General features: G+C 66.9%; 19 protein-coding genes and 1 pseudogene. 7 read left to right on the top strand and 13 right to left on the bottom strand.

The window, feature by feature from the left end; all coding sequences use genetic code 11:
• Nucleotides 1-80: 80 nt before the first annotated feature.
• The 3 genes from WFQ05_RS04785 to WFQ05_RS04775 all read right to left on the bottom strand — a co-directional run bounded on the left by WFQ05_RS04785 (nt 81) and on the right by WFQ05_RS04775 (nt 2,966).
• On the bottom strand, nt 81-575 hold the full coding sequence (locus tag WFQ05_RS04785) for a hypothetical protein (protein WP_337052903.1): 495 nt from the start codon (nt 573-575) through the stop codon (nt 81-83).
• A gap of 158 nt (nt 576-733) precedes the next feature.
• On the bottom strand, nt 734-2,179 hold the full coding sequence (locus WFQ05_RS04780) for an MFS transporter (protein ID WP_337052902.1): 1,446 nt from the start codon (nt 2,177-2,179) through the stop codon (nt 734-736).
• Between the two features lie 40 nt (nt 2,180-2,219).
• Nucleotides 2,220-2,966 (bottom strand): glucose 1-dehydrogenase, encoded by a 747-nt coding sequence (locus WFQ05_RS04775; RefSeq protein ID WP_337053249.1) that lies wholly within the window; start codon nt 2,964-2,966, stop codon nt 2,220-2,222.
• A 216-nt stretch (nt 2,967-3,182) separates the two neighbouring features.
• Between WFQ05_RS04775 and WFQ05_RS04770 the strand changes: the two genes are divergently transcribed.
• Nucleotides 3,183-4,046, top strand: a complete 864-nt coding sequence (locus WFQ05_RS04770) for a LysR family transcriptional regulator (RefSeq protein WP_337052901.1) — start codon at nt 3,183-3,185, stop codon at nt 4,044-4,046.
• 248 nt (nt 4,047-4,294) lie between these two features.
• On the opposite strand, the pseudogene WFQ05_RS04765 reads toward WFQ05_RS04770, so the two are convergent.
• Both WFQ05_RS04765 and WFQ05_RS04760 read right to left on the bottom strand, forming a co-directional pair.
• Nucleotides 4,295-4,465, bottom strand: a pseudogene (locus WFQ05_RS04765) (DNA-binding protein); the annotation flags it as partial.
• 1 nt (nt 4,466) lies between these two features.
• Complete coding sequence (locus tag WFQ05_RS04760) at nt 4,467-4,814, bottom strand: hypothetical protein (protein WP_337052900.1); 348 nt, start codon at nt 4,812-4,814, stop codon at nt 4,467-4,469.
• Nucleotides 4,815-5,267: 453 nt separating this feature from the next.
• Between WFQ05_RS04760 and WFQ05_RS04755 the strand changes: the two genes are divergently transcribed.
• Nucleotides 5,268-5,987 (top strand): hypothetical protein, encoded by a 720-nt coding sequence (locus tag WFQ05_RS04755; protein ID WP_337052899.1) that lies wholly within the window; start codon nt 5,268-5,270, stop codon nt 5,985-5,987.
• A 14-nt stretch (nt 5,988-6,001) separates the two neighbouring features.
• A complete protein-coding gene (locus tag WFQ05_RS04750; RefSeq protein ID WP_337052898.1) occupies nt 6,002-6,487 on the top strand; it encodes a PIN domain-containing protein in 486 nt (161 codons plus the stop codon).
• Nucleotides 6,488-7,490: 1,003 nt separating this feature from the next.
• Here WFQ05_RS04750 and WFQ05_RS04745 read toward each other — a convergent pair.
• Nucleotides 7,491-8,216, bottom strand: coding sequence for a hypothetical protein (locus WFQ05_RS04745; protein WP_337052897.1), 726 nt, complete (start codon nt 8,214-8,216; stop codon nt 7,491-7,493).
• A gap of 356 nt (nt 8,217-8,572) precedes the next feature.
• On the opposite strand from WFQ05_RS04745, the gene WFQ05_RS04740 reads away from it, so the two are divergent.
• Nucleotides 8,573-9,292 carry a hypothetical protein gene (locus WFQ05_RS04740; protein ID WP_337052896.1) on the top strand — a complete coding sequence of 240 codons (720 nt, stop codon included), beginning with the start codon at nt 8,573-8,575 and terminating at the stop codon, nt 9,290-9,292.
• A gap of 294 nt (nt 9,293-9,586) precedes the next feature.
• Here the strand turns inward: WFQ05_RS04740 and WFQ05_RS04735 are convergent, their stop codons facing one another.
• On the bottom strand, nt 9,587-10,291 hold the full coding sequence (locus WFQ05_RS04735; RefSeq protein WP_337053248.1) for an EAL domain-containing protein: 705 nt from the start codon (nt 10,289-10,291) through the stop codon (nt 9,587-9,589).
• Nucleotides 10,292-10,703: 412 nt separating this feature from the next.
• On the opposite strand from WFQ05_RS04735, the gene WFQ05_RS04730 reads away from it, so the two are divergent.
• Nucleotides 10,704-11,450 carry a glucose 1-dehydrogenase gene (locus WFQ05_RS04730; RefSeq protein ID WP_337052895.1) on the top strand — a complete coding sequence of 249 codons (747 nt, stop codon included), beginning with the start codon at nt 10,704-10,706 and terminating at the stop codon, nt 11,448-11,450.
• A gap of 629 nt (nt 11,451-12,079) precedes the next feature.
• On the opposite strand, the gene WFQ05_RS04725 is transcribed toward WFQ05_RS04730, so the two are convergent.
• Nucleotides 12,080-13,834 carry a sensor domain-containing phosphodiesterase gene (locus tag WFQ05_RS04725; protein WP_337052894.1) on the bottom strand — a complete coding sequence of 585 codons (1,755 nt, stop codon included), beginning with the start codon at nt 13,832-13,834 and terminating at the stop codon, nt 12,080-12,082.
• A gap of 324 nt (nt 13,835-14,158) precedes the next feature.
• Between WFQ05_RS04725 and WFQ05_RS04720 the strand changes: the two genes are divergently transcribed.
• A complete protein-coding gene (locus tag WFQ05_RS04720; RefSeq protein WP_337052893.1) occupies nt 14,159-14,977 on the top strand; it encodes a GAF domain-containing protein in 819 nt (272 codons plus the stop codon).
• A gap of 108 nt (nt 14,978-15,085) precedes the next feature.
• On the opposite strand, the gene WFQ05_RS04715 is transcribed toward WFQ05_RS04720, so the two are convergent.
• Both WFQ05_RS04715 and WFQ05_RS04710 read right to left on the bottom strand, forming a co-directional pair.
• A complete protein-coding gene (locus WFQ05_RS04715) occupies nt 15,086-15,307 on the bottom strand; it encodes a hypothetical protein (RefSeq protein ID WP_337052892.1) in 222 nt (73 codons plus the stop codon).
• A gap of 90 nt (nt 15,308-15,397) precedes the next feature.
• Nucleotides 15,398-16,024: a YiiX/YebB-like N1pC/P60 family cysteine hydrolase gene (locus WFQ05_RS04710; protein WP_337052891.1), complete on the bottom strand. Its 627-nt coding sequence runs from the start codon at nt 16,022-16,024 to the stop codon at nt 15,398-15,400.
• Between the two features lie 178 nt (nt 16,025-16,202).
• On the opposite strand from WFQ05_RS04710, the gene WFQ05_RS04705 reads away from it, so the two are divergent.
• A complete protein-coding gene (locus WFQ05_RS04705) occupies nt 16,203-16,658 on the top strand; it encodes a PA2169 family four-helix-bundle protein (RefSeq protein WP_130514964.1) in 456 nt (151 codons plus the stop codon).
• A 120-nt stretch (nt 16,659-16,778) separates the two neighbouring features.
• On the opposite strand, the gene WFQ05_RS04700 is transcribed toward WFQ05_RS04705, so the two are convergent.
• From WFQ05_RS04700 to WFQ05_RS04690, 3 genes are all read right to left on the bottom strand, one after another.
• On the bottom strand, nt 16,779-17,843 hold the full coding sequence (locus WFQ05_RS04700; protein WP_337052890.1) for a GGDEF domain-containing protein: 1,065 nt from the start codon (nt 17,841-17,843) through the stop codon (nt 16,779-16,781).
• A gap of 367 nt (nt 17,844-18,210) precedes the next feature.
• Nucleotides 18,211-18,885 carry a hypothetical protein gene (locus WFQ05_RS04695; RefSeq protein WP_337052889.1) on the bottom strand — a complete coding sequence of 225 codons (675 nt, stop codon included), beginning with the start codon at nt 18,883-18,885 and terminating at the stop codon, nt 18,211-18,213.
• A gap of 158 nt (nt 18,886-19,043) precedes the next feature.
• A complete protein-coding gene (locus WFQ05_RS04690; protein WP_337052888.1) occupies nt 19,044-19,952 on the bottom strand; it encodes an outer membrane beta-barrel protein in 909 nt (302 codons plus the stop codon).
• Nucleotides 19,953-20,259 lie beyond the last annotated feature (307 nt).

The following is a 20,259-nucleotide window of genomic DNA, read 5'->3' as shown; positions in this document are numbered from 1 at the left end:
CCAAAGTCGCCTTCGGCCGGACGGAGCGGGGCAGGGTGCTTGCGCCAGTCAAGGCGCCAGGATGACGTTCTACGCAGGGATCAAGGCGTCGCGGCCAGCGCCCGACGGTGCTGGCGATACAGCGCCAGCAGTTGCAGCGGAACGCCAATCACCAGCGCAAGCAACAGCGCACCGAGCACGCCAAGCAGCAAGGGCGCTTTGGGGTCCTGCGCCAGCGGGTGGCTGACCGGGAGGCGTCGCAGGGTTTCCGAGACGGTGGGCACCATGAGCAGGAACACGCTCAGGCTGAGTGCGATGGTCTGCACGTAGGTCCAGAACCGCGCGGCGGGGCGGGCGAGGGCGATGCCGTAGCCCACCAGCAAGGTCGCCAGGGTCACGGTTGCGGCGAGCTTGCTGACCGGCTGGTGCGCAATGGGATACACCGTCAGCACGCCCAGCAGCATGAACCAGAAGTAGGCCCGGCCCGCCTTGCTGGCCGGCGTGATGCGGCCGTGCTTCGCAAGCATGTAAGCGGCCAGGGGGATGGCGGGCAGGCTGCCGAGCGTGTGCAGCCAGCCAATCGGGGAGATGCCCATCGAGGCGGTTCCTTGTGCGTGAGAAAGATTGAATCGCGTGGTCGGGGGTAGGACGCCTCAAGCGCCTGCGTATTCCACCTGCCCGTGGAGACGCTTCTCAGGGCAGCCCGGGAAGGGCGCCCCGCATTCAACCCACAGGTGCGCGGCCGAACACGGTCTCACGGGCCTTCCCGCACGACGCGGGCGCCCTTGGTAGCGCGGTGCTGCCGCGGCCAGCTCAGGGCCGCGGCGATCGCCAGCGAAGCGGCGATGAGCAGCGATGCGAAGGCGAACCCGTCGGCGACCACGTTTGCGCCCGCACCGTCAGGCACCATCGAGAAGAACACGCCGCCCACCAGAGCGACCGACAGCGCGGCGCTGATCTGCAGCACCGCGCTGACCACGCCGGCCGCCAGCCCCGCCCACTGCGCCTCCACCTGGTCCACGTTGAGCCGCACCAGCGCCGGGTGCGCGATCCCTTGCCCAATGCCGATCAGCGCCAGGGGAAGGGGCAGCCACGCAGGCGCGGCGCACGCCGCCAGCACGGCCGCGACCGTCAGCCCTGCCGCTTCCAGACTCATGGCGAAGGCGGCCGTGCGCGCATGCAGCCGCCGCGCAACGCGTGGACCACTCAGCGCGCCCAGCAGCAGTCCCAGCCCCACCGGCAGAATCGCAACGCCCGCAGCCAGCGGCCCGTGATGCAGCCCCGCCTGCTGATACACCGCAAAAATCAGGAAGAACGCCGCAAGCGCATAGAAGAACAGCGTCGCCAGCAGCGTGCGGCGAAGCGCCCGCGACGAGAGCGCCGCCGGCGAGACCAGCAGCGAGGCGCCAGAGCGCTCCCGGCCCTTCTGGTGCTGCCAGAAGGCGAACAGCAGCAGCGGCGCCAGCGCCAGCACGCCCAAGCTCCACACCGGCCAACCGCGCTCGCGTCCCTCGATCAGCGGCACCACCAGCGCCAGCAGCCCCAACGCCAGCAGCGCCGCACCGGCCATGTCCAGGCGATCGGGGTTCACCGCCTTGCGCTCGGGCAGCAGCACGAGCGCCGCGGGCATCGCGACCGCGATGACCGGCAGATTGACCAGGAAGACGCTCCGCCAGCCAAGGCCCCACGGGCTGGCCGCCACCAGCAGGCCGCCCAGCAGCTGGCCGGCGGCCGAGGCAAGCCCGAACGTGGCCCCGTACCAGCTGAGCGCGCGGTTCTTCTCGCTCGCCCGGAACAGCGCATGGATGAAGGCCAGCGACTGCGGCGCCATCACCGCGGCCGAGATGCCCTGCAGCAGCCTGCCCGCCACCAGCACCTCGGGCGAGGGCGCAAAGCCGCACAGGGCAGAGGCCACGCCAAAGCCGGCCATGCCCGCCAGGAACGTGCGCTTGCGCCCCCAGATGTCGCCCAGCCGCCCGCCCAGCACCAGCGTGACCGCATAGGCCGTGGCGTACACCGACACCACCAGCTGCGACACGCCCGGCGCGGCCCGTAGGTCCTCGCGGATGGCCGGCAGCGCCACATTGACGATGAAGAAATCCAAGGGCGGCAGCAGCGTCCCGGTCAGCAGCACGACCAGGGCGATCCAGCGACGCGCCTCGGGGCGCGCCACGTTTGCGTCGGTGATGGAAGAGTTCATGGGAAAGGCCTCGTCTTGCGCGCCAGGGCGAGGGCCCGCCTCAGCGCATGCCACCGGAGGCGATGAGGCATTCGCCGGTCACCCAGCCCGCCTCGTCGGAGGCCAGGAACGCGACGATCGACGCCACGTCCTTGACCTGGCCGATGCGACCAAGCGGCGTTTGCGCCTGATTCCACGCATGGAACTCGGAACCCATGACCCCCGCGGCGTGGGTGCCGTCGGTCTCGATCAGCCCGGGGTTTACCGCATTGACGCGGATCCCGCGCGGGCCCAGCTCGCGCGACAGCACGCCGGTGATCGCATCGAGCGCGCCCTTGGTGCCGCTGTAGATCGCGCTTTCGGCCGGCAGCACGCGCGTGACGAACGAGCTGATGTTGATGATGCTCGCGCCCTCGCTGAGGAACGGCACCGCGGCACCGGTGACCAGCAGCGGCCCGAGCACATTGATGTCGAACTGCTGGCGATACAGCGCTTCGCTGCTGTCCTCGATTTTGGCGAACCGATAGACGCCCGAGTTGTTCACCAGCACATCCAGCCGACCGAAGTGGTCGAGCGTCGCCTTGACCAGCGCCTCGACCTCGGCCTGCTGGCGCACATCGGCCTGCACCGCCACCGCGCGCCCACCCGCGGCCTCGATGTCGGCGACGACCTGCTGCGCGCCAGGCCGGTCGCTGGCGTAATTGACGACGACCTGCGCGCCGTCAGCGGCCAACCGGCGCGCGATGCCCGCGCCGATGCCTTTCGAAGCGCCCGTCACCAGGGCGACCTTGCCGTTCAATCTGCGCATGTTCTCTGACTCCAATGGGATCGCCGGGGTCGGCGCGCGGCCCACACAGGCCGCGCGTCCCTGCCGGGCGGCGCAGGCGCACCAGGCGCCGCGCCGCATCCACCGACCGGCGCACAGTGGGCGCCGATGCAGGGGCGGGCATCGTGCGACGAACAACATTGTTTGTGCACTGCCATTCCTGCATATTCGGCGTACAGATTTGAACGACTGACGGCGATGGAATGGAGCGATGTCAGGATCCTGCTCGCGGTCGCGCGCGCGGGCTCGCTGGGTGAGGCGGCCCGCCGCCTCGGCGTGAGCCACCCCACGGTGGGTCGGCGGATCAAGGCGCTGGAAGACGAGGCCGAGCAGCCGCTCTTCCGCCGCACCCGCGAGGGCCTGGTGCTCACCGATGCGGGCGACCGCGTGCGCGCGCTGGCCGAGGCCATGGAGAACGCCGCGCTGTCCATGGAGCGCCGCCTGGCCGGCAACCACGACCGGCTCGAAGGCCTGCTGCGGATCTCGTCAGCGGACTGGTTCGCCGCCTTCGTGCTGGCGCCGGTCTTCGTGGAGCTGGGGCGGCTGCACCCGGCCGTGGTGCCCGAAGTCATCGCCAGCTACCGCCTGCTGGATCTCACCCGGCGCGAGGCCGACGTGGCCTTCCGCCTGGTCCCCTTCAGCGAGCCCGACCTCGTCCAGCGCCGCCTGATGACCCTGCACTACGGCCTGTACGCCACGGCGCAGACGGCCGCGGCGGCGCAGGCCGACCCCGCCTCCGTGGGCCTGATCCTGATGAACACCGCGCAGAGCCATTTCCCGGACGTGGCCTGGCTGATCGAGCGCTTCCCCGAGGCGCCGCGCGTCTTCACCAGCACCAGCCGCAGCGTGCAGGCGCAGATGTGCCTGCGCGGGCGTGGCCTGGCCGTGCTGCCGCGCCCGCTGGGCGATGCAACGGCGGGGCTGCAGCGCATCGAAACGCACGGGACCCCGCCCACCCGCGACATCTGGGTCGGCTATCACCAGGACCTCAGGCACATGGACCGGCTGCGGGCCATGCTCGAGATCACGGACAAGCTGTTGGGCGGCGAGCCGCCTGGCTAGCGGCCTGCTCCGCGCTAAGGGGCGTAGTGCGCGGATGTCCGCTTCAGTTGTGCGCCAGCGCCCGGGGCTTATTTGGAAGTCTTGCTGGTCGAGCGTGCGCCTGCGCGCTTGGCGACCTTCTTGGTCGCTTTCCTGGTCGCCTTCTTCGCGGTCTTCTTCGCCGTCTTCTTGACTGTCTTCTTGGCGGTCTTCTTTGCGGCTTTCTTCGCAGTCTTCTTGGTCGCCTTCTTGGCGGCTTTCTTGGTGGTCTTCTTCGCGACCGCCATGTTGTCCACCAGGTTGGGGTAGGGCCGCCCAGCCTTCTTCGCCCGGGACTTGGCCTCGGCTTTCTGGCCGCTGGAGAGCGTCTTGCTGGCCGACTTCTTGGCCGGGTTGGCCTTCTTCCAGGGGGCTTTCTTGGCTTGCTTGGTCGTCGCCATGTCAGGTCGCCTCCGCCTGGCGCATGCGCTGCTCGATCCGCGCGGCCCAGCGCTTGCCCGCATCGCCACCCCACAGCAGCCAGGCGATATAGCCGGCGGACGGGTGCGTGCGGTCGGCCCAGCCCTGGCCCTGCTTGTCCACGCCGTGACGCGCGAAGTAGGAGGTCATGCGGCGCACCGTCGCCGGGGACAGCGTGGTCTGCGCCGCCAGGTCGCGCGCCCGCGCGACCCCCACCGCCGTGCCGCCCCGGCCATGCGCCTCCCGCAGCTTGAGGCCCCGGCTCGCCGCCTGCGCGGCGCCCTTGGGCGGGGTGAAGTCAATCGCGTCGTACCGGGTTGATCGGGCCACTGCGGAGCCTCCTGCTGGCGAGGATTCGAGTGTGCGTACGTAGAAAAGGGGGCGGTGTGAAGGCACTAGTCAACCCCGGTGCCCATCCAAGCTCTAATGAGCTGCGCCGCGATGTCTCCGCCGACGAGCGCCGGAACCGCCTGGATCCGGAAGACGAACACCGCAAGCCGTACGTTACCCAGTGTCTGGGAGTCCGCCAGGGCCCGGTCGTCGCCGCCAGCGACTAAGTGAGCGCCTACAGCGACCAGATCCGCGCCTTCCTACCCGCCACCAACTACACCGGACTGGGCACCGAAGTGCCAGGGTCTAGCAACGCGGGCTTGACTGGGTCGCAAACGGCGCGACAGTGCCAGGATATCCCTGTCGCCCCCCAACATCGGCTAGTCTGCTGCACCAATGGCTAAGCAATGGAAGCTCCTGTTCTCTATATCCGACAGGGCCGACGGTCACGACGTGACCCCGGAGACGGTGCCGCTTGGTCTGCTGAAGGAATTTGTTAAGGATGTAGCTGAGTTCGTGCGTGGTACTGACAAGACCGTCGATCCAAACGATCTTTTAATGTCAGTCACTAAAGGCTCTCTTGCGCTGGAGAGCTATGAGGAACTCCCCGCTGACCTGCCAATTTGGGGCGACATAGAGCAATTGGCTAATGGGACGCTGAAGGGCGTGGATTCCAAGCGGGCCAAAATCGCTGAGAAGTGGCGATTGGAGGCTATGAAACACCCTAATCGCACTTTCAAGATAGCCGACGCGGCGCAGAAGACCGTCGTTGCTATCAATGCCGACACCTATTTCACTAAGGAGCAGGTGTCCAACTGGGTGCTAGTGGAGCGCTACTTATCTGGCACCGTAGAGGACTGGGGCGGGCTAACTTCAGCCAACATCCATGTGCGCCTAGACGATGGCACCACATTGAAGGTGGATGCCACGCGCGATCAAATTCGAGAGCATGAGTTAAACCCTGTCTATCACGCCGTCATGATTCGGGTTGAGCTTGAGGAAGACTTGGTAACTGGCGAGCGGCGCAATGCACGGTTCTTGGGCTTTGCTGACTATCAGCCTCGTATTGACGAGCACGAGTACAACAGAGCCACAGAAGCCGGTCGTGCCGCGTGGAAGGACGTGGATGACGCCGCCGATTGGGTAAGAAGGATTAGAGGGGATAAGGAGTGACAACACGCCCAATAATGCTTGATACCAGTTTTCTTATTGCTTATGCCGATCCGGATAGAGAATTCCATTCGGTCGCGAAACAGTACTTCAGGGAGGCGATTCGCCTTCAGCTGCCCATGTTGCTCTCAACTTTGGTTGTTGCGGAGTTTGAACGACGGCAGCAGTTAAGCACCTTGGGGCTTGGTAACTTCCGCATCATGCCTTTCAATTTCGACGATGGGCAGGAAGCGGCGCGTCTTGCGGAACTGCTGTTTCCCAAAGATGCGGGCAATGACAGAGTCTGCCTCGCTACCGACGTAAAAATTGTGGCCCAAGCGAAACGCTCCGGCGCGGCTGTGATTCTGACTGAAGACTTCCGCAGCATGGCGAAGTACGTCGATGGTTTGCGTGGATTAGGTCAGCTTGATTGCTATCCGTTGCTTACGAAGGATGGTTTCGATTCGGGAAGGCTTATTGATCCGGGTTCCCCCGGCCTGTTCCTTCCGCCTCAAATGCAATAGACCACGCAATGACGCATCCTTGAAGATCGTCAAGAATTTCGTTCATCAGAACAGTCTGGCCGAGTTGTGAATGAATCTGGAAAAGCTCACTGACCTCAATGCATCTGACCCTCAGGGTCGCGATGAAATGACCGGCAACCTGTTCTGACTTCAGAACCGGCTAAGGAACGAGAGTTTGGCTAATGTCGCGAGCACCATACCTGCCGAACTCTGGCGAGTTTTCGAGTTTGCCTGCATGGGATAGATGCTACTGGCTATCCCGGTCTTACATTGAAGCCAGCTCACATCTTTGTACTTCAATGTTGAATAGTGAGTACTCAAATCAATACTCATCTAGCAGGGTTGTTCTACATCTTGCTCGTCAAGGGTTGGAGCTATTTCTAAAAGCCTCCATACTTGCTGCTACGGGTCTTACGGAGTTGCCAGGGCATAACTTGGTTCATCTGCTGAAATCGTATCGTAGATACTATCCCGGCGATGAATTCTATCTTATTGTTCCTGCCCGATTCGCTCTTAGGGAAGATGACGATCTATTTCAACGCGAGCTAGATGTTTTCCACTCAACCTTGGATCAACGTTATAGATATCCCGTTGACCGAAAGGGTAAGGACTTCGCGGTTCGTGAGATTTTCGATCCAAGAGAATTTTTACGGGAGATTGATGAGCTTAGTAGCAATCTAGTGTTAATTGAGTTTAGTAAAATTCGCCCTCGGGTTAAGGATGTGATTGGATAGATCAATCCTGGAGAATGGGTTTCAGATACACTTTCTTGAGTGCCATTTCCGCTCCTGGCGCCCCAGCTGCCGAGGGGCTTGTCGCCAAAGCCGCTTGTCTTGTAAGCCTTCCGAACTCTCCTTCGATGGCTTTGCTAAAACAGGGGCATAGTGCAGTTTTGACTTCTGCCGCCCTAGTCTTTAATAGTTTGCGCGCGATAAATGGGGCAACGTGAGGCGTTGTCAATGTACGTGCGTGGCGCCGATTACAGGAAGGCGCAGGTCAAGAGCTATTGGGCGACGGCATCCTGCCGATTCGCCTCCGATAAGAGCTGTTCGTAGCTCTGCACGCGCGTTCGCAGTCTGATGATGTGCCAGGACATCACGTACGCGAGCAGCAGGAGGAAGGCGAGGCAGCCCTGGATGAGGGTGATGTCGGCCAGCACGGTCCAGTCGCCCCAGTGCCAACCTTTGAGTTGCAGGTAGAGGGCGAGGAGCAGTGGTAGGACGCCCAGCCGCTCCATCCCGCCGGTGAACAGGCCCAGGCGTTCGTGCATGTTCGACCTGCGGTTGCGGATGAAGGCTTCGCGCTGCAGGCGCTGTTCGCGGGGGAATGCGCGTAACGCTTGGACGATGTCCTGGTAGTAATGGAATTCGTGCTCCATCTCGGACGCGTGCTGGGCGTAGGGATGGCGGAAGCTCGGCCACTCGCGTCTGATTTGCAGCACAAGCGTGACAAGAAGACCGCCAATCTCCAAGGCGAGGCCCGCGGCGGCGAAAGCCAAGCCGGTTCGCCCTTCCAGGATCGAACCGAGCAGCATGCCGACCCCGGCTCCGAGCAGTGCAACGACGAAGCTCCAACGCTCAAGCCGGCCTGCGCGATTCGGGTCCGTGTCCCGGGTGTAGCGCGCCATCGCGTCGGCGAGCGAAGGAAAGCTCAAGTCCTTCACTAAAGCGGGCTGATGTTGCTTCGCGCTGACGGACGCTTGCTGCGTGAGGTTCGGTGAGCCTTCCATGCGACGTGTGCCTCTTCCTGATAGATATGCGCGCGCCTTCTACTCTGTCGAAGGAGTCGCCAGGACACAACCGTGTTCGCCACAACGGAACCTGTTGACAGGTAAATCGCGTAGGAGCAATCTCGCGATTAAGGAGCGTCGAAACTCCGTACATAGCGGTACCCACCTCCGTCAAACCGGTGGGTTTTTTGTGCCTGCATCTTTGCAGGTGCAGCCGACGCGATGCCTGCGTCGGGAGGGCGGCTAATACAACACCCGCAAGGGAAATACGCCCGCCGACTATGTACGGTTTCGAACCTCCCGACTTCCCGTCCGCTACCTGCGGGCGGGCACTTCATGGTGATAAGGAGGCGACGATGAACGAGCGCGCGTTCGGCGAGCACGGTGAGATGAGTTACTTGCTGCCCGAGGAGAGCCAGCAGCGGCTGCGGCAGCTGAGGGAGCACTTGGAGTTTCTGGTGCGCCTGGTGCAGCAGCGGACTGCCGACGCGTCCGCGGCGTGCCCACCCGAGGTGCTCTTGGGCGAATGGAGATACTCGTTGTGTTTGGTCATCGAGCAACTCGCCCAAGTGCTCGACGCGGCGAAAGGACCGGCACGGTACGCGCCGGCACACGCGTCCCCGGATGAAATAGCGCATGAGGCTGTGCAGGCCTCGCTGTCTGCGAACGTCGGCACACCCCAAGCCAAGCCTTACGACTTCAACGCCTCGCCGCGCATGCTGTTCGGCGTCACGCTCGATCAGGTCGATGCGCTCAACCTGCTGATCGACACCATCCGGGCCTACGCCGATGCGGTGTCCGCCGAAGGCATGGCCGACTTCGCCGAGGGCACGCTGTCCCGGCTGGGGCATTCGATCTTCGATCGTGCGGGCGAGGCGCTGGCGCTGCTGGGCGAGATCCAGGACCAGCCGCTGCCCGATGAGCCGCATGTGCCGCCGTCCTCCGTCGGCGAGCCCCGCGCCACGTATCGCGTGTCGGGCGTCGCCTGCGGCGCTGACGCCGTGCGGCCTTTGCCGGAGCTGCCAAGCCCTGCGTCGGCCGCTGACCCCGGGTCCACAGGCGTCTTGCTGCACTGAATGCGGCGGCGGGCCAGGGTGGCGGCGCCGGGGCACTGCGCCGCAGCGGTCCTGTGGCGCTTGACCTGACGGACGCCCGCGGGCGTTTCAGTGCCCGCGCTCGGCGACGGTGTGCGCCGGAAGGGCGCCAGTCCTGCGTGTCCACGCTGGCGTCTCGCTGACGGGCGTGCGCGAATCTATTCACGACGGTCGCCTGGCGGCCAGGCGAATCGGGCGTAACGGCCTGAGGTGCAAGGCTTTTCGGCAGCCTTGGCGGTCGACTATCTATTCAAATATCTATTCAACAAGACGGCTTCAGCCGTCCAGGCACTTGGCCCACAGCGCCGGGTCCACCTCGCCCAGCTGTTCGAGCAGGGGTCGGCCGAACAGGTAGCCCTGGAACAGGGCGATGCCCAGGCCGTGCAGGTAGCGGAATTCCTCCACGGTCTCCACGCCTTCGGCCAGCGGCTGGCAGCCCAGTTCGTTGGCGATGCTCACGACGCCGCGCGCGATGGCCTGGCGCGCGGGGTCGCGGTCGATGTCGCGGATCAGGGCCATGTCCAGCTTGATCAGGTCGGGCTGGAAGTTGGCCAGCAGCTTCAGGCCGGCGTAGCCGGCGCCGAAGTCGTCCATCGCGGTGAGGAAGCCGCGCTCGCGGTAGTCGCGGAAGATGCGGGTCAGGTGCGCCTCGTCGCGCACCTGTTCGGACTCGGCGGTCTCGAAGATCAGCCGCTCGGTCGGGAAGCCGTGGCGCCGCGCGGCCTGCAACGTCAGCTGGATGCAGGTGGCCGGCTCATACACCGCATTGGGCAGGAAGTTGATCGACAGATAGCCCTGCAGGCCCAGGCGCGCGGCGGTCTCGATGGCCTTGACCCGGCAGGCCTGGTCGAAGCGATACAGCTGCTCGGGCGTGACGCGCGCCAGCACCTCGAGGGCGCCGCCGCCCTCGGCGGTGCGCACCAGCGCCTCGTAGCCGTAGATGGAACGCGTGCGCGCATCGACGATGGGCTGGAAGGCCATCCGGATCTGGAAATCCAGTGGCTGGCCGGTGCCGCAATTGGCGCACGGCGCTGCGTTGGCTTTCGGGTTGGAGGGGCGCGCCGGTTCCATGCGATGTGTGCCTTCGGCAGCGACAAGTGATGAGCAGGATACGCTGGCCGCGTGCGGAAAACGCTGCGTTGCGACTTTCGTTGCGCCGCCGTTGCGCAAGGGCCGCGTGCCCGTTCTGGGGGAGGGCGCGCGATGCGGCGCCGCGCCGGCGCGATGGCGCGCATCGCATCACGCAAGCGCGCCGCGCTTATCCCGCAGACGGGATGCTTTTTCCCCCGATTGCCGGCTTATCCGGCCCGTCCCCGCGCCCCATTCTTTTGGCCGCACGCCGCCTGCGTTTGGCAGGGCGCGCGTTTTCTCCCCTTCTTCAGGAAGCATCAAGATGAGCAAGCTCGCAGGAAAAGTCGCCCTGGTCACCGGGGCCTCCAAGGGCATCGGCGCGGCGATCGCCTCGGCGCTGGGCGCCGCCGGCGCGTCGGTGGTGGTCAATTACGCGTCCAGCCGCAGTGGCGCCGATGCGGTGGTGGCGCGCATTACGCAGGCCGGCGGCCAGGCGGTGGCGGTGCAGGGCGATGTGTCCGATGCGCAGCAGGCCAAGGCGCTGGTGGCCGCGGCCGTCGAGCGCTTCGGCCGGCTCGATATCGTGGTCAACAATTCGGGCGTGTATGAGGCGGCGCCGCTGGAAGAGGTCACGCCGGCGCACTTCCATCGTCATTTCGACATCAACGTGCTGGGTCTGCTGCAGGTGACGCAGGCTGCGTTGCCGCATCTGGGGCAGGGCGCCAGTGTCATCAATATCGGTTCGACGGTCAGCGCGATGGAGCCGCCGGGTCTGGTGGTCTATACCGCGACCAAGGGCGCGGTGGATGCGATCACCGGCGTGCTCTCGCGCGAGCTGGGCCCGCGCGGGATCCGCGTCAACAGCATCAATCCGGGCATGGTCGATACCGAGGGCGCGCAGACCGCGGGCTTCATTGGCTCGCCGATGCAGACGCAGATCGTGGCGCAGACGCCGCTGGGCCGTGTTGGCGCGCCTGATGACATCGCCGATGTTGCGGTGTTCCTCGCCTCGGACGCGGCGCGCTGGCTGACCGGCGAGCGCATCAAGGCGGGTGGCGGGCTGCGCTGAGGCTGTCTAGCTTGGTGGAAGCAACTGTCTCTCAGTTCAAGCCGCGGCCTTTTTGTAGAGCGGAGCTTGCTCCGCTGCTCTTCGTTCGGTTCGTGGGGGAAGGCCCCAGCGGAGCAAGCTCCGCTCTACAGGTGGGAGCCGCCATGGCGGCGAGGGGCTTTACCGGGAAAGCCTCATCGCCGCCATGGCGGCTCCCACGGGGTTTTGGGGCTTGCGGCTGTGGTGCTGCTCGATGTCGGCGCAAAGGCAACAGCAACAGCTAACCCCTCCCCCTCAGTCGCTAGTTCGCGACTTCGAGCTCCCCTTCGCCTTCGGCGAAAGGGAGGGGGCGGGACGCTGCTCCGTCAGGTCCTCCAGCGAACCGGCCTGCGCTTGCTTTGCCGAGCGCCCCTCCCCTTTGCGCGTAGCGCAAGGGGGAGGTTGGGAGGGGGTTGCTATTGTTGTTGCTCGTTCGCTTTTGGCGCAGAGCAACAGCAGCGTCAACGGCTAGCCCCTCCCTCTCAGTCGCTAGTTGGCGACTTCGGGCTTCGCTTCGCCTTCGGCGAAAGGGAGGGGGCAGCGCGCTGTTTTGTCACGTCCTTGAGCGATCTGCTGACGGGGGCGTGGCGCTGGCGTTTCGGTCGTGCCGGTCAGGCGACCTGGCGCAGGCGGTCGATGTCGCGGGGGAGCAGGGGGCGGGAGAAGATGAAGCCCTGTGCTTCGCGGCAGCGCAGGGTCTTGAGGGCCACGGCTTCTTCCTCGGTCTCCACGCCCTCGGCCACGGTGTGGAAGCCCAGGTCGTGAGCCAGGCCGATGATCGAGCGCACCATCGCGCCCTTCTGGATCGCGCTGGGGAAGCCCTGCACCAGGCTGCGGTCGATCTTGATGGTGTTGATCGGCAGGGTGGTGAGGTAGGCGAAGTTGCTGTAGCCGGCGCCGAAGTCGTCCACCGCGATGCGCACGCCCATCTGGCTGATCTCGCTGAGCTGGCGCGAGACTTCGGGCGTGCGTTCGAGCCATTCGCCTTCGGTAATCTCGATTTCCAGATGGCTCGGGTCCAGCCCGGTGCGCCTGAGCTGGGTCAGCAGGCGGTCGGGCAGGTCGCCGCGGCGGAAGTCGGCCGGCGAAACGTTCAGCGACAGCGCCAGGTTCATGCCGCGGGCGATCCAGGTCCGCATCTGTGACAGGGATTGCCTTATGACCCAGTCGGTCACTTGCGGCATCAGCGCGGTACGTTCGATCACCGGGACGAACTCGCCGGGCGAGACTTCGCCCAGCTCGTCGTGCTTCCAGCGCAGCAGGGCCTCGACGCCGACCATCCTGCGGGTGGCCAGTTCCACGCGCGGCTGGAACACCAGATACAGCTGGTCGTTGGCAATGGCCGCCGGCAGGTCGGTGGCCAGGCGGTAGTCGCGGCGCAGCTGCAGGTCGCGCGTGGGTTCGTAGCGCACCCAGGGCTGGCGCTGGTCCAGGGCCTGGTGCATGGCCACGAGCGCCCGGCGCAGCGCGTCCTGGGCGTTGGAGGCGTCGAAGGCGGTAATGCCGCCATGGCACATGGGCAGCATCTCCAGGCCGTCGACCAGCACCGAGCGCGTGGCCACCAGGCGGACGCGTTCCAGGATCGCCTCGCGCTCGTCGCTGGACAGCTCGCTGAGCACGAAGGCGAAGCGCGACACGCCCACGTGGTAGAGCGGGGCGATGTCGGACAGCAGCTTGGACAGGCGCTCGCCGATCTGGCGGATCAGCGACTCCACCGGCGCCATGCCGCGCGCCTGCCCCAGCAGGTGCGCGGCGTGCACGTCGAAGACGTCCAGGATCATCAGCGTGTGGCGGTCGTACGGCCTGATATCGGCCAGCGCGGCCAGGTCCAGGGCGAACTGCTGGCGGTTGGGCAGGCCGGTGACCGGCTCGCGCCGGCCGACCGAGCGCAGCAGGCTGATCTGGTCGATGGTCAGCGTCGCCAGCGTCTCCAGCTGGTGGCGCTGCTGTTCGGTCAGTTTGCGCGGCTTGTGGTCGAGCACGCACAGTGCACCGATGGCGTAGCCGGAGGAGGTGATGAGCGGGGCGCCGGCGTAGAAGCGCAGGTGCGGCGCGTCCACCACCAGGCAGTTGTCGGCAAAACGCGGATCCTGGGTCATGTCCTCGACCTCCAGGACCTCCCGGCCGCGGATGGTGAAGTCGCAGACCGAGGCGCTGCGATCAGTGGAACTGACCGGGAAGCCCTCACGCGAGATGAAGTACTGGTGATCCTCACCGACGATGGAGATCAGCGCCATGGGCATGTCGAAGATCTCGCAGACCAGCTGGGTCATCCGCTTGAGCTCGGGCAGGTCGACGATCTTGAGCAGATCGAGGCTGCGGATCAGCGCCAATCGTTCCTCTTCGGTTTTCAGCGATTGGACCATGGGATTTCACCGGGCAAGACCACGAGGAGATCAGCAAGAAACATGCCATACGGGGAGGCGGCGATCGGTACGGACACGTGGCCTTCATTTGCCAAACTACGCGCCTGCGAGCGGCGGGGATGCGACCGTTCGGCGGCTTGTGCAGCCTGCCTCACCGAAGGCGCCGGCTAAGGGCTTCGGAAGCGCGGGCTGGGGAGGTGTCCGGCGGCTGGAGGTGCTGGCCCAGGCCGGCGGTCGATCCGAGCGCATCGTCGGTCCAGGGAATCGACGCAATTGCCGCGCCGCCCCGTTAAGCTAGTGCCTGTCCAACCGAAGAAGCCGCCGATGCCGCATACCCCGCCGATGCCGCATCTGCCGCTGATCGTAGGCTTCGAGGTGCCTGGTCCCGCCGCGGCGGCGCACGACGACGTGCTGGTGGCGCTGCTGGACGCCGCGCCGGGTGCCGACTGGCTGACCCAGCTGTCCAAGCACGCGGCCGATTTCAAGCTTCGGCATGGGCTCAAGGATGTGCGTTGCGTGGGCCGGCATCTGTGCCTGGTCGGGCCCAACCAGATCGTGCGCGGCGTGGTCTCGGCCGTGCGCGGCTTCGTCGATCATCTGACCATCCAGGTACTGGCGGCGCGGATCCGGCGCGAGCGGGGCACGCCGGCCCAGGCGGGCCAGGCGCGGGAATGGATCGATGCGCAGGTGGCCGAGCAGGTCGAGGGCGTGCCGCAGATGCTGCGCGCCATCCACGACCTCACCGGCATGCGCTTCACCGCGCTGTCCCAGGTCGACCAGACCCACTGGAACGCGCTGGCCTTCTACGACCAGCTGGATTTCGGCATGGCGCCGGGGCAGAAGCTGGAGCTGGAAGTCACCATCTGCGGCGATGCGCTCAAGTCGCGCGAGGTCATCGTCTTCGGCGCGGCGGCCGATCATCCGGTGTATGCCTGCAGCCCGCTGCCGGCGCTGTATGGCTTCAAGAGCTATATCTCGGTGCCGATCCTGCTGGAGGACGACACCGTCTTCGGCACCGTGTGCGCGCTGGACGCCGAGGCGCGCACCGTCACCCCGGACATGATCCAGCTGATCCGCGCCTACGCGCGCAGGATCGCCAGCCAGGTGGAGCCTGCGTCGGAGAGGCCGGTTCAGGCGGGTTGAAGGCGACGCAGCAAAACGCCGAGGCGCCGGCCCGCTGTAGCAGGGCCTGACGCTTCGGCGCTGGTGTGTCGCGATGCCGGGGCCGTTCGAGCCCCGGGCTTGAGGTGTTTAGCTTTCGCCGAAGCCGCGGCTGGATTGCGCGGCCGGCGTGGCCGGTTCCGGTTCCCAGCTGGCGGTGGCCGCGCCGATCAGCGGATCGCCGTGCGGCGGGGTGACATCGCCACGATCGTAGGCGGGGGTGGCCGCGGCATCGCGCGCCTGGCGGTCCTTCCACAGCTTGTAGGCGATGGCGCCGGCGGTGCCGAGGGCGACGAGGCGGAACAGTCCCATGTGCTTCTCCCGAGGATGGATGGATGCGCCGACCTTGGCACCGGCCGGGTCATCGACAGGTGACGGTGCGCTGTCACCGCGGCAAGCTGTTCAGGGCAGCAGCACGCCGATGCGCTCCAGCGCCGGCGAGGCGGACATGTCGTTGGGATTGGTGCCTGGCGCGTCCTGCGGCACGGGCATGCCCTTGCCGCGATAGAAGTCGACCCAGTACGGCGAAATCTGCCCGGTCTGCGGGTTCTTGAAGTTCATCGGCTGCAGCGCGAAGACATGGTGCGCGCGGAAGGCGCGTTCGATGAAGTCCGAGCAGTAGTAGCTGTCCTCGTTCTGCACGTAGGTGAAGTTGTACGGCTTGCCCAGCAGCGTGCGCGCCTTGGCGATGGCGTCGGGAATCGCGGCGCGCTGCTCGCGCTTGAGTCGGTAGACGACGACCTGCCGCTGCTTGGCCCGCGCCTGGTCGAGGAACTCCTTCAGCGGCTGCGCGCGCGAGCCTTCCTCGTCGGCATGCAGCACCACCTGGGTGCGGCCGTCGTGGGCGACCAGGCCCACGTGGTCGTAGCTGGGCTGGCCCTGCTTGGCGGTGGCGTCGTCGATGGCGCCGCTCAGCCCGGTCCTGGCGGCGGTCACGAACAGCAGGTCGCCGTCCTTGACCCGCACGCCGGCCTGCGCCGGGAGCGCGAAGGTCAGGGTCAGTGCCAACAGCAACAGGAACACACGCATCTGGGCGAACCGCTGAGAAAGGGGCGCTCATTATCGCCGCCCACGCCTGCGCGGTTGCGTGGCGTTCATCGCGCGGGGCAGTCGTTTGCGCCGCGTCACGACGCGCGCAACAAGCGCTCACGGCCCGCTTCGGGCGCGTCGGCAGACTGGCCCTCCCTTTGAATGTCAGGAGACACCCATGTCCGTCGAGAAGCACACCGCCCACGCCGTCAACGACCTGATCGAGATCGCCCGTGACGGCGAGAGCTTCTACCGCGATGCCGCCGAGAAGGTGAAGGACGCCGAGCTGTCCGGCCTGTTCAGCCGCATCGCCGGCACCAAGGCCGACATCGTCAACCGCCTGACCAGCGTCGTGGCCGCCTCCGGCGAGAAGCCGGCCGAGCACGGCACCCTGGTCGGCAGCATGCAGGAGCTGTACGGCAAGGTCCGCGCCGCCTTCGGCGATACCCAGTACGGCTATGTGGCCGAGCTGGAAGAGTCCGAAGACCGCCTGCTGAAGGCGTTCAAGGAAGCGGCCAACGACGCCGACCTGTCGGTCGCCGCCAAGCAGGAGATCGTCCAGCTGCTGCCCAAGGTGCAGGAGACCCACGCCGTCATGCGCGATCGCAAGCACGCGATGAAGCAGGCCAGCTGATCCAGCGCCGCGTGCCGGTCTCGCTCCATGAGATCGGCGCGCGGCAGGCTGCACACGTTCCATGTTCCTTCGGCCGGTTCTCACCCCGGCCTTTTTTTTGCCTGTCGCCCGTAAGGCGCGCTACCAGGCGGCGCGGTTGCCGCCCTGGTGCTTGGCGCGGTACTGCGCGTGGTCCACGCGCTGCATCAGCGTCGCGGGCGTGTCGTGCTCGGCGGCCAGCGCCATGCCCAGCGAAGCGGTGACGCGCGGCGTCGTCTCCAGCGTCAGTGCGGCAAGCGCCGCGCACAGCTGATCGGCGAAGTCCTGCAGCGCCGCGGAGTCCATGGACGGCAGCACGATCACGAACTCATCGCCGCCCCAGCGTGCAGCACAGGCATCGCGCGGGGCGCGCGCCTGGCAGCAGTCCGCCACCGCCTGCAGCACCGCGTCGCCGGCCGCGTGGCCCAGGCTGTCGTTGATGGTCTTGAAGTTGTCCAGGTCGAACATCAGCAGCGCCACCGGCGCATGCCGCGCCAGCAGGTCCTGCAGCACGAGCTCGCAGAAGCGCCGGTTGTAGAGCTGGGTCAGCGCATCGCGATTGACCATCGCCTCCATGCGCGTGCGTTCGTCCACCAGGTGGCGGATCCTGCCGGCCAGCCCTCGGTGCACCGGCAGCAGCACCATGATCATCACGAAGCACGGCCCGTAGGTCATGACCAGGTCGGCGCCGCGTGCGCTGTGCAGTTCCTGCGGATGGGTGAACAGGTAGCCGAGCACGGGCCCGGCCACCAGCAGCCAGCACAGCACCAGCGTGGGAATCGCCTGGCGTGGCGGCAGGAAGATCACCGTCGTCGCCAGCAGTGCCAGCAGCAGTGCGCTGACCGGCGGATAGGTCTCGATCAGCCGCAGTCCCGGGTGGGTGGCGGCCTGCCAGGTGTAGAACCAGGCAGGCGCGGACAGCGCCAGCAGCGAGACCAGCACGGCCAGGCGCATGGTCGTGGCCAGGTGCTGCGGCCTACGCTTGAGCGCGACGAACAGGCCGGCGAAGGCCAGGGAGACCAGCGGCGGCACGACGACGTCCATGGGCGCCTTGATCGGCCGCAGCCAGTTCACCAGCGTGGTGGCGCCGGCGGTGAACGAGGTCAGGGCCAGCGTGACGAGGCCCGCGCGCCGGATGAAATGTTCGCGGGACAGCGTCGAGGGCATCGCGCGGCGGCCTGTTCTGCAGAGCCGGAATGTTAGCCCGGGCCGGCGGGGCGGGTGCGGGGCGAGAAGGCGGACCGTCTGGTATTGGGTCCCGAGGTTCGCAAGCGTGCCGTCGGCGCGGTCGGCCGCGTGGGTGGGGCTGGATCGGCGGGGTGTGGTGCAGAGAGTTCGGCGTGCGCGTAAGTAGGCTGGTACGCGCTCAGCCGTGCAAGAGGTGGTCGCGAGAGGCCACCAGCTTCGTGGCGCCGTCAGGCGCCTGGTAAGGCAAAGCGAGTGGCTGCGGCAGTCGCCGGACGCTTTCGCCGCAGCGTTTGGAGGAGGGCGCTGGCCGCCTGCCCTGCGATGCCGGACATCGCGGAGCGGCCGGTCACTGGTAGCGGAGGTAGTGGCCGCTCAGCGCCAGGTACTGGCCCATGTCCACGCCGCCGGTGGCGATGGTGACGCGCGGTCCGGCGACGGCCATGTCGTAGTCGCGCGTCGGCAGGCGCACCGCGCTCGCGGTGCGGGGCGCGGTGTCGAGCCGTGTGTGCCGGACCGGCGGCGGGGCGACGATCTTGGGCGCGGCGGCCGCAATGACGGCCGGTGGCGCCGGCGCCGGCGCGACGTTCGGCGCGGCTGGGATGAGCGTCGCGGCTGGGATGAGCGGCGCCTGATCGTAGGACGGCACGGATACGGCGGCGCTGCGGCCGGCGTGGACCACGCGCGGGGACGTCGGTGCCGGCGTGGGTTGGACGGGCGGCGCGTCTTCCGCGAGCACCGTGCAGGTGGACGCCGGGGGCGCGGGTTGGGCTACGGTCGGCGCGGTCTCGAGCGTGGTCGCGGCGGTCGGCTCGGCGGGGGCCGTCGCCACGGCCATGGCGTGCGGCACGCCAAGCCCGGCCGTCGCCGTCGCCGCCACCGGCGCGGTCGGCAGCAGGCGGGCGTGCGCGTCGCGGCGGGCCTTCAGCCAGGCGTCGAAGGCGGGCGAAACGGTCTGGGCACCGGCCGGCGCGGCAAGGCTGACGAGCAGGCAGGCCAGCAGCGCTGCTGTGGATGTCTTCATGGCGGGCTCCCCCCCGGACTGCAGGCTCGCACAGTGGCCGTGCGCCGGAGGGCTGTCAAGGCGAGCGCGTCCGCCGCGCGTGCGGTCTGCACGTGCGGCGCTGGATCGCAATGCGCGCGGCCGGGGAGGTGTCCTTGCCGCCAGGTGGGTAAGGAGGTTTAGAAACGCACCTCGAGCCCGAGATTGAGCGCGTCAGCGTAGTTGGGGTCGTACTCGTCGTAGTTATAGCTGTTGGAGTAGACGTAACCGGTGTAGTTCAGGCTCAGGCTCGTGTGGCGGTTGAGATCCACGCCGATGCCGAAACCGGCGTAGGCACCATAAACGTGTTCGTGCGAGCTGTCGTATTTGATGTACGAGCTACCGTCTGGGCGATAGTAGCGGCCGCGCGTGTCGTACTGCGTCGTGTTGCCGTACCAGTAACCAAGGCGTGCAAGCGCGAACCAGGGGCTCCGACGCCCGAAGTTGAAGCGTGCGATGGCGCCCAGGCTGTAGAAATCGGAAGCGCCGTATTTATCGTCCTGCCGCTTCGTTTCCTGCAATTTGCCCGCCGCGGCCTCGATGCCGATCAGGGACACCGAACCGGCACGCCAGCGATAGCCAGCGGTGAGGCCGTACATGGTCTGGTCCACGTCCTCATACACCCAGCCCTTGCCAGCCTGCACGCCCACGAAGGCGCCGCTGGCGTTGCGGGGCTGCTCGCGCGGCTTGCGCTGCACCGGCGGCGGGGCCGGCGCAGGCACCGCCGCGTAGGTTGCAGGGGCGGAGGCGACGGCCACGGGCGCATCGGCGCGCGGGGCCGTCGGCGGGACCGGTGCGGTCGGCGGGACCGGCGGCGCGGGAGTCGCCGGCGCCGGGCGCGCACTGGCATAGGCCGGGGCCTGGCTCGCCAGGTTTTCGGTCAGCGGACGCTGCTCGGGCGAGGCAGGCGGCGTGGCCGCGCCCGGCTGGGCCGGCGCGCGACGCGACTTGAGCCAGGCGTCGAATGCCGGCGACACGGTCTGGGCCTGCGCCTGCGAGGCCAGGCCGGCCAGCAGGCACGCCAGCAATAGCGCGGGAGACTTGTTCATGGCATTCCTTCTCTTTGGTCTCGTCCTGGATGTGCGTCCCCGCGGCGGCGTGCCACGAACGACTTGCCGGCACGTCTTCGACAGACGCGCCGTGCAGGCCAGGAGGCACGCGGTTCCCCTTGCCAGCCCCGGCGCCCGCGCGACACCGTAGCCCCGCCGCATCGGCTTGCGCCGCACGGCTCTTGCAGTTCCCCTGGCTGCAGCTTTGCACAGTGGCGTCACACCCGGAGGCTGTCAAGACGAGCATGAACAGGCGGGTGCCTCGGCGGTCCTGCCGCCAGCTACTGCGGCGGGTGTGTTGCCTGCG

This window comes from Pseudoxanthomonas sp. USHLN014, from assembly GCF_037153335.1.
Taxonomy (GTDB): domain Bacteria; phylum Pseudomonadota; class Gammaproteobacteria; order Xanthomonadales; family Xanthomonadaceae; genus Pseudoxanthomonas_A; species Pseudoxanthomonas_A winnipegensis.
Note: the sequence above shows the minus strand (reverse complement) of the source record. Positions and strands in the feature narration are given on the sequence as shown.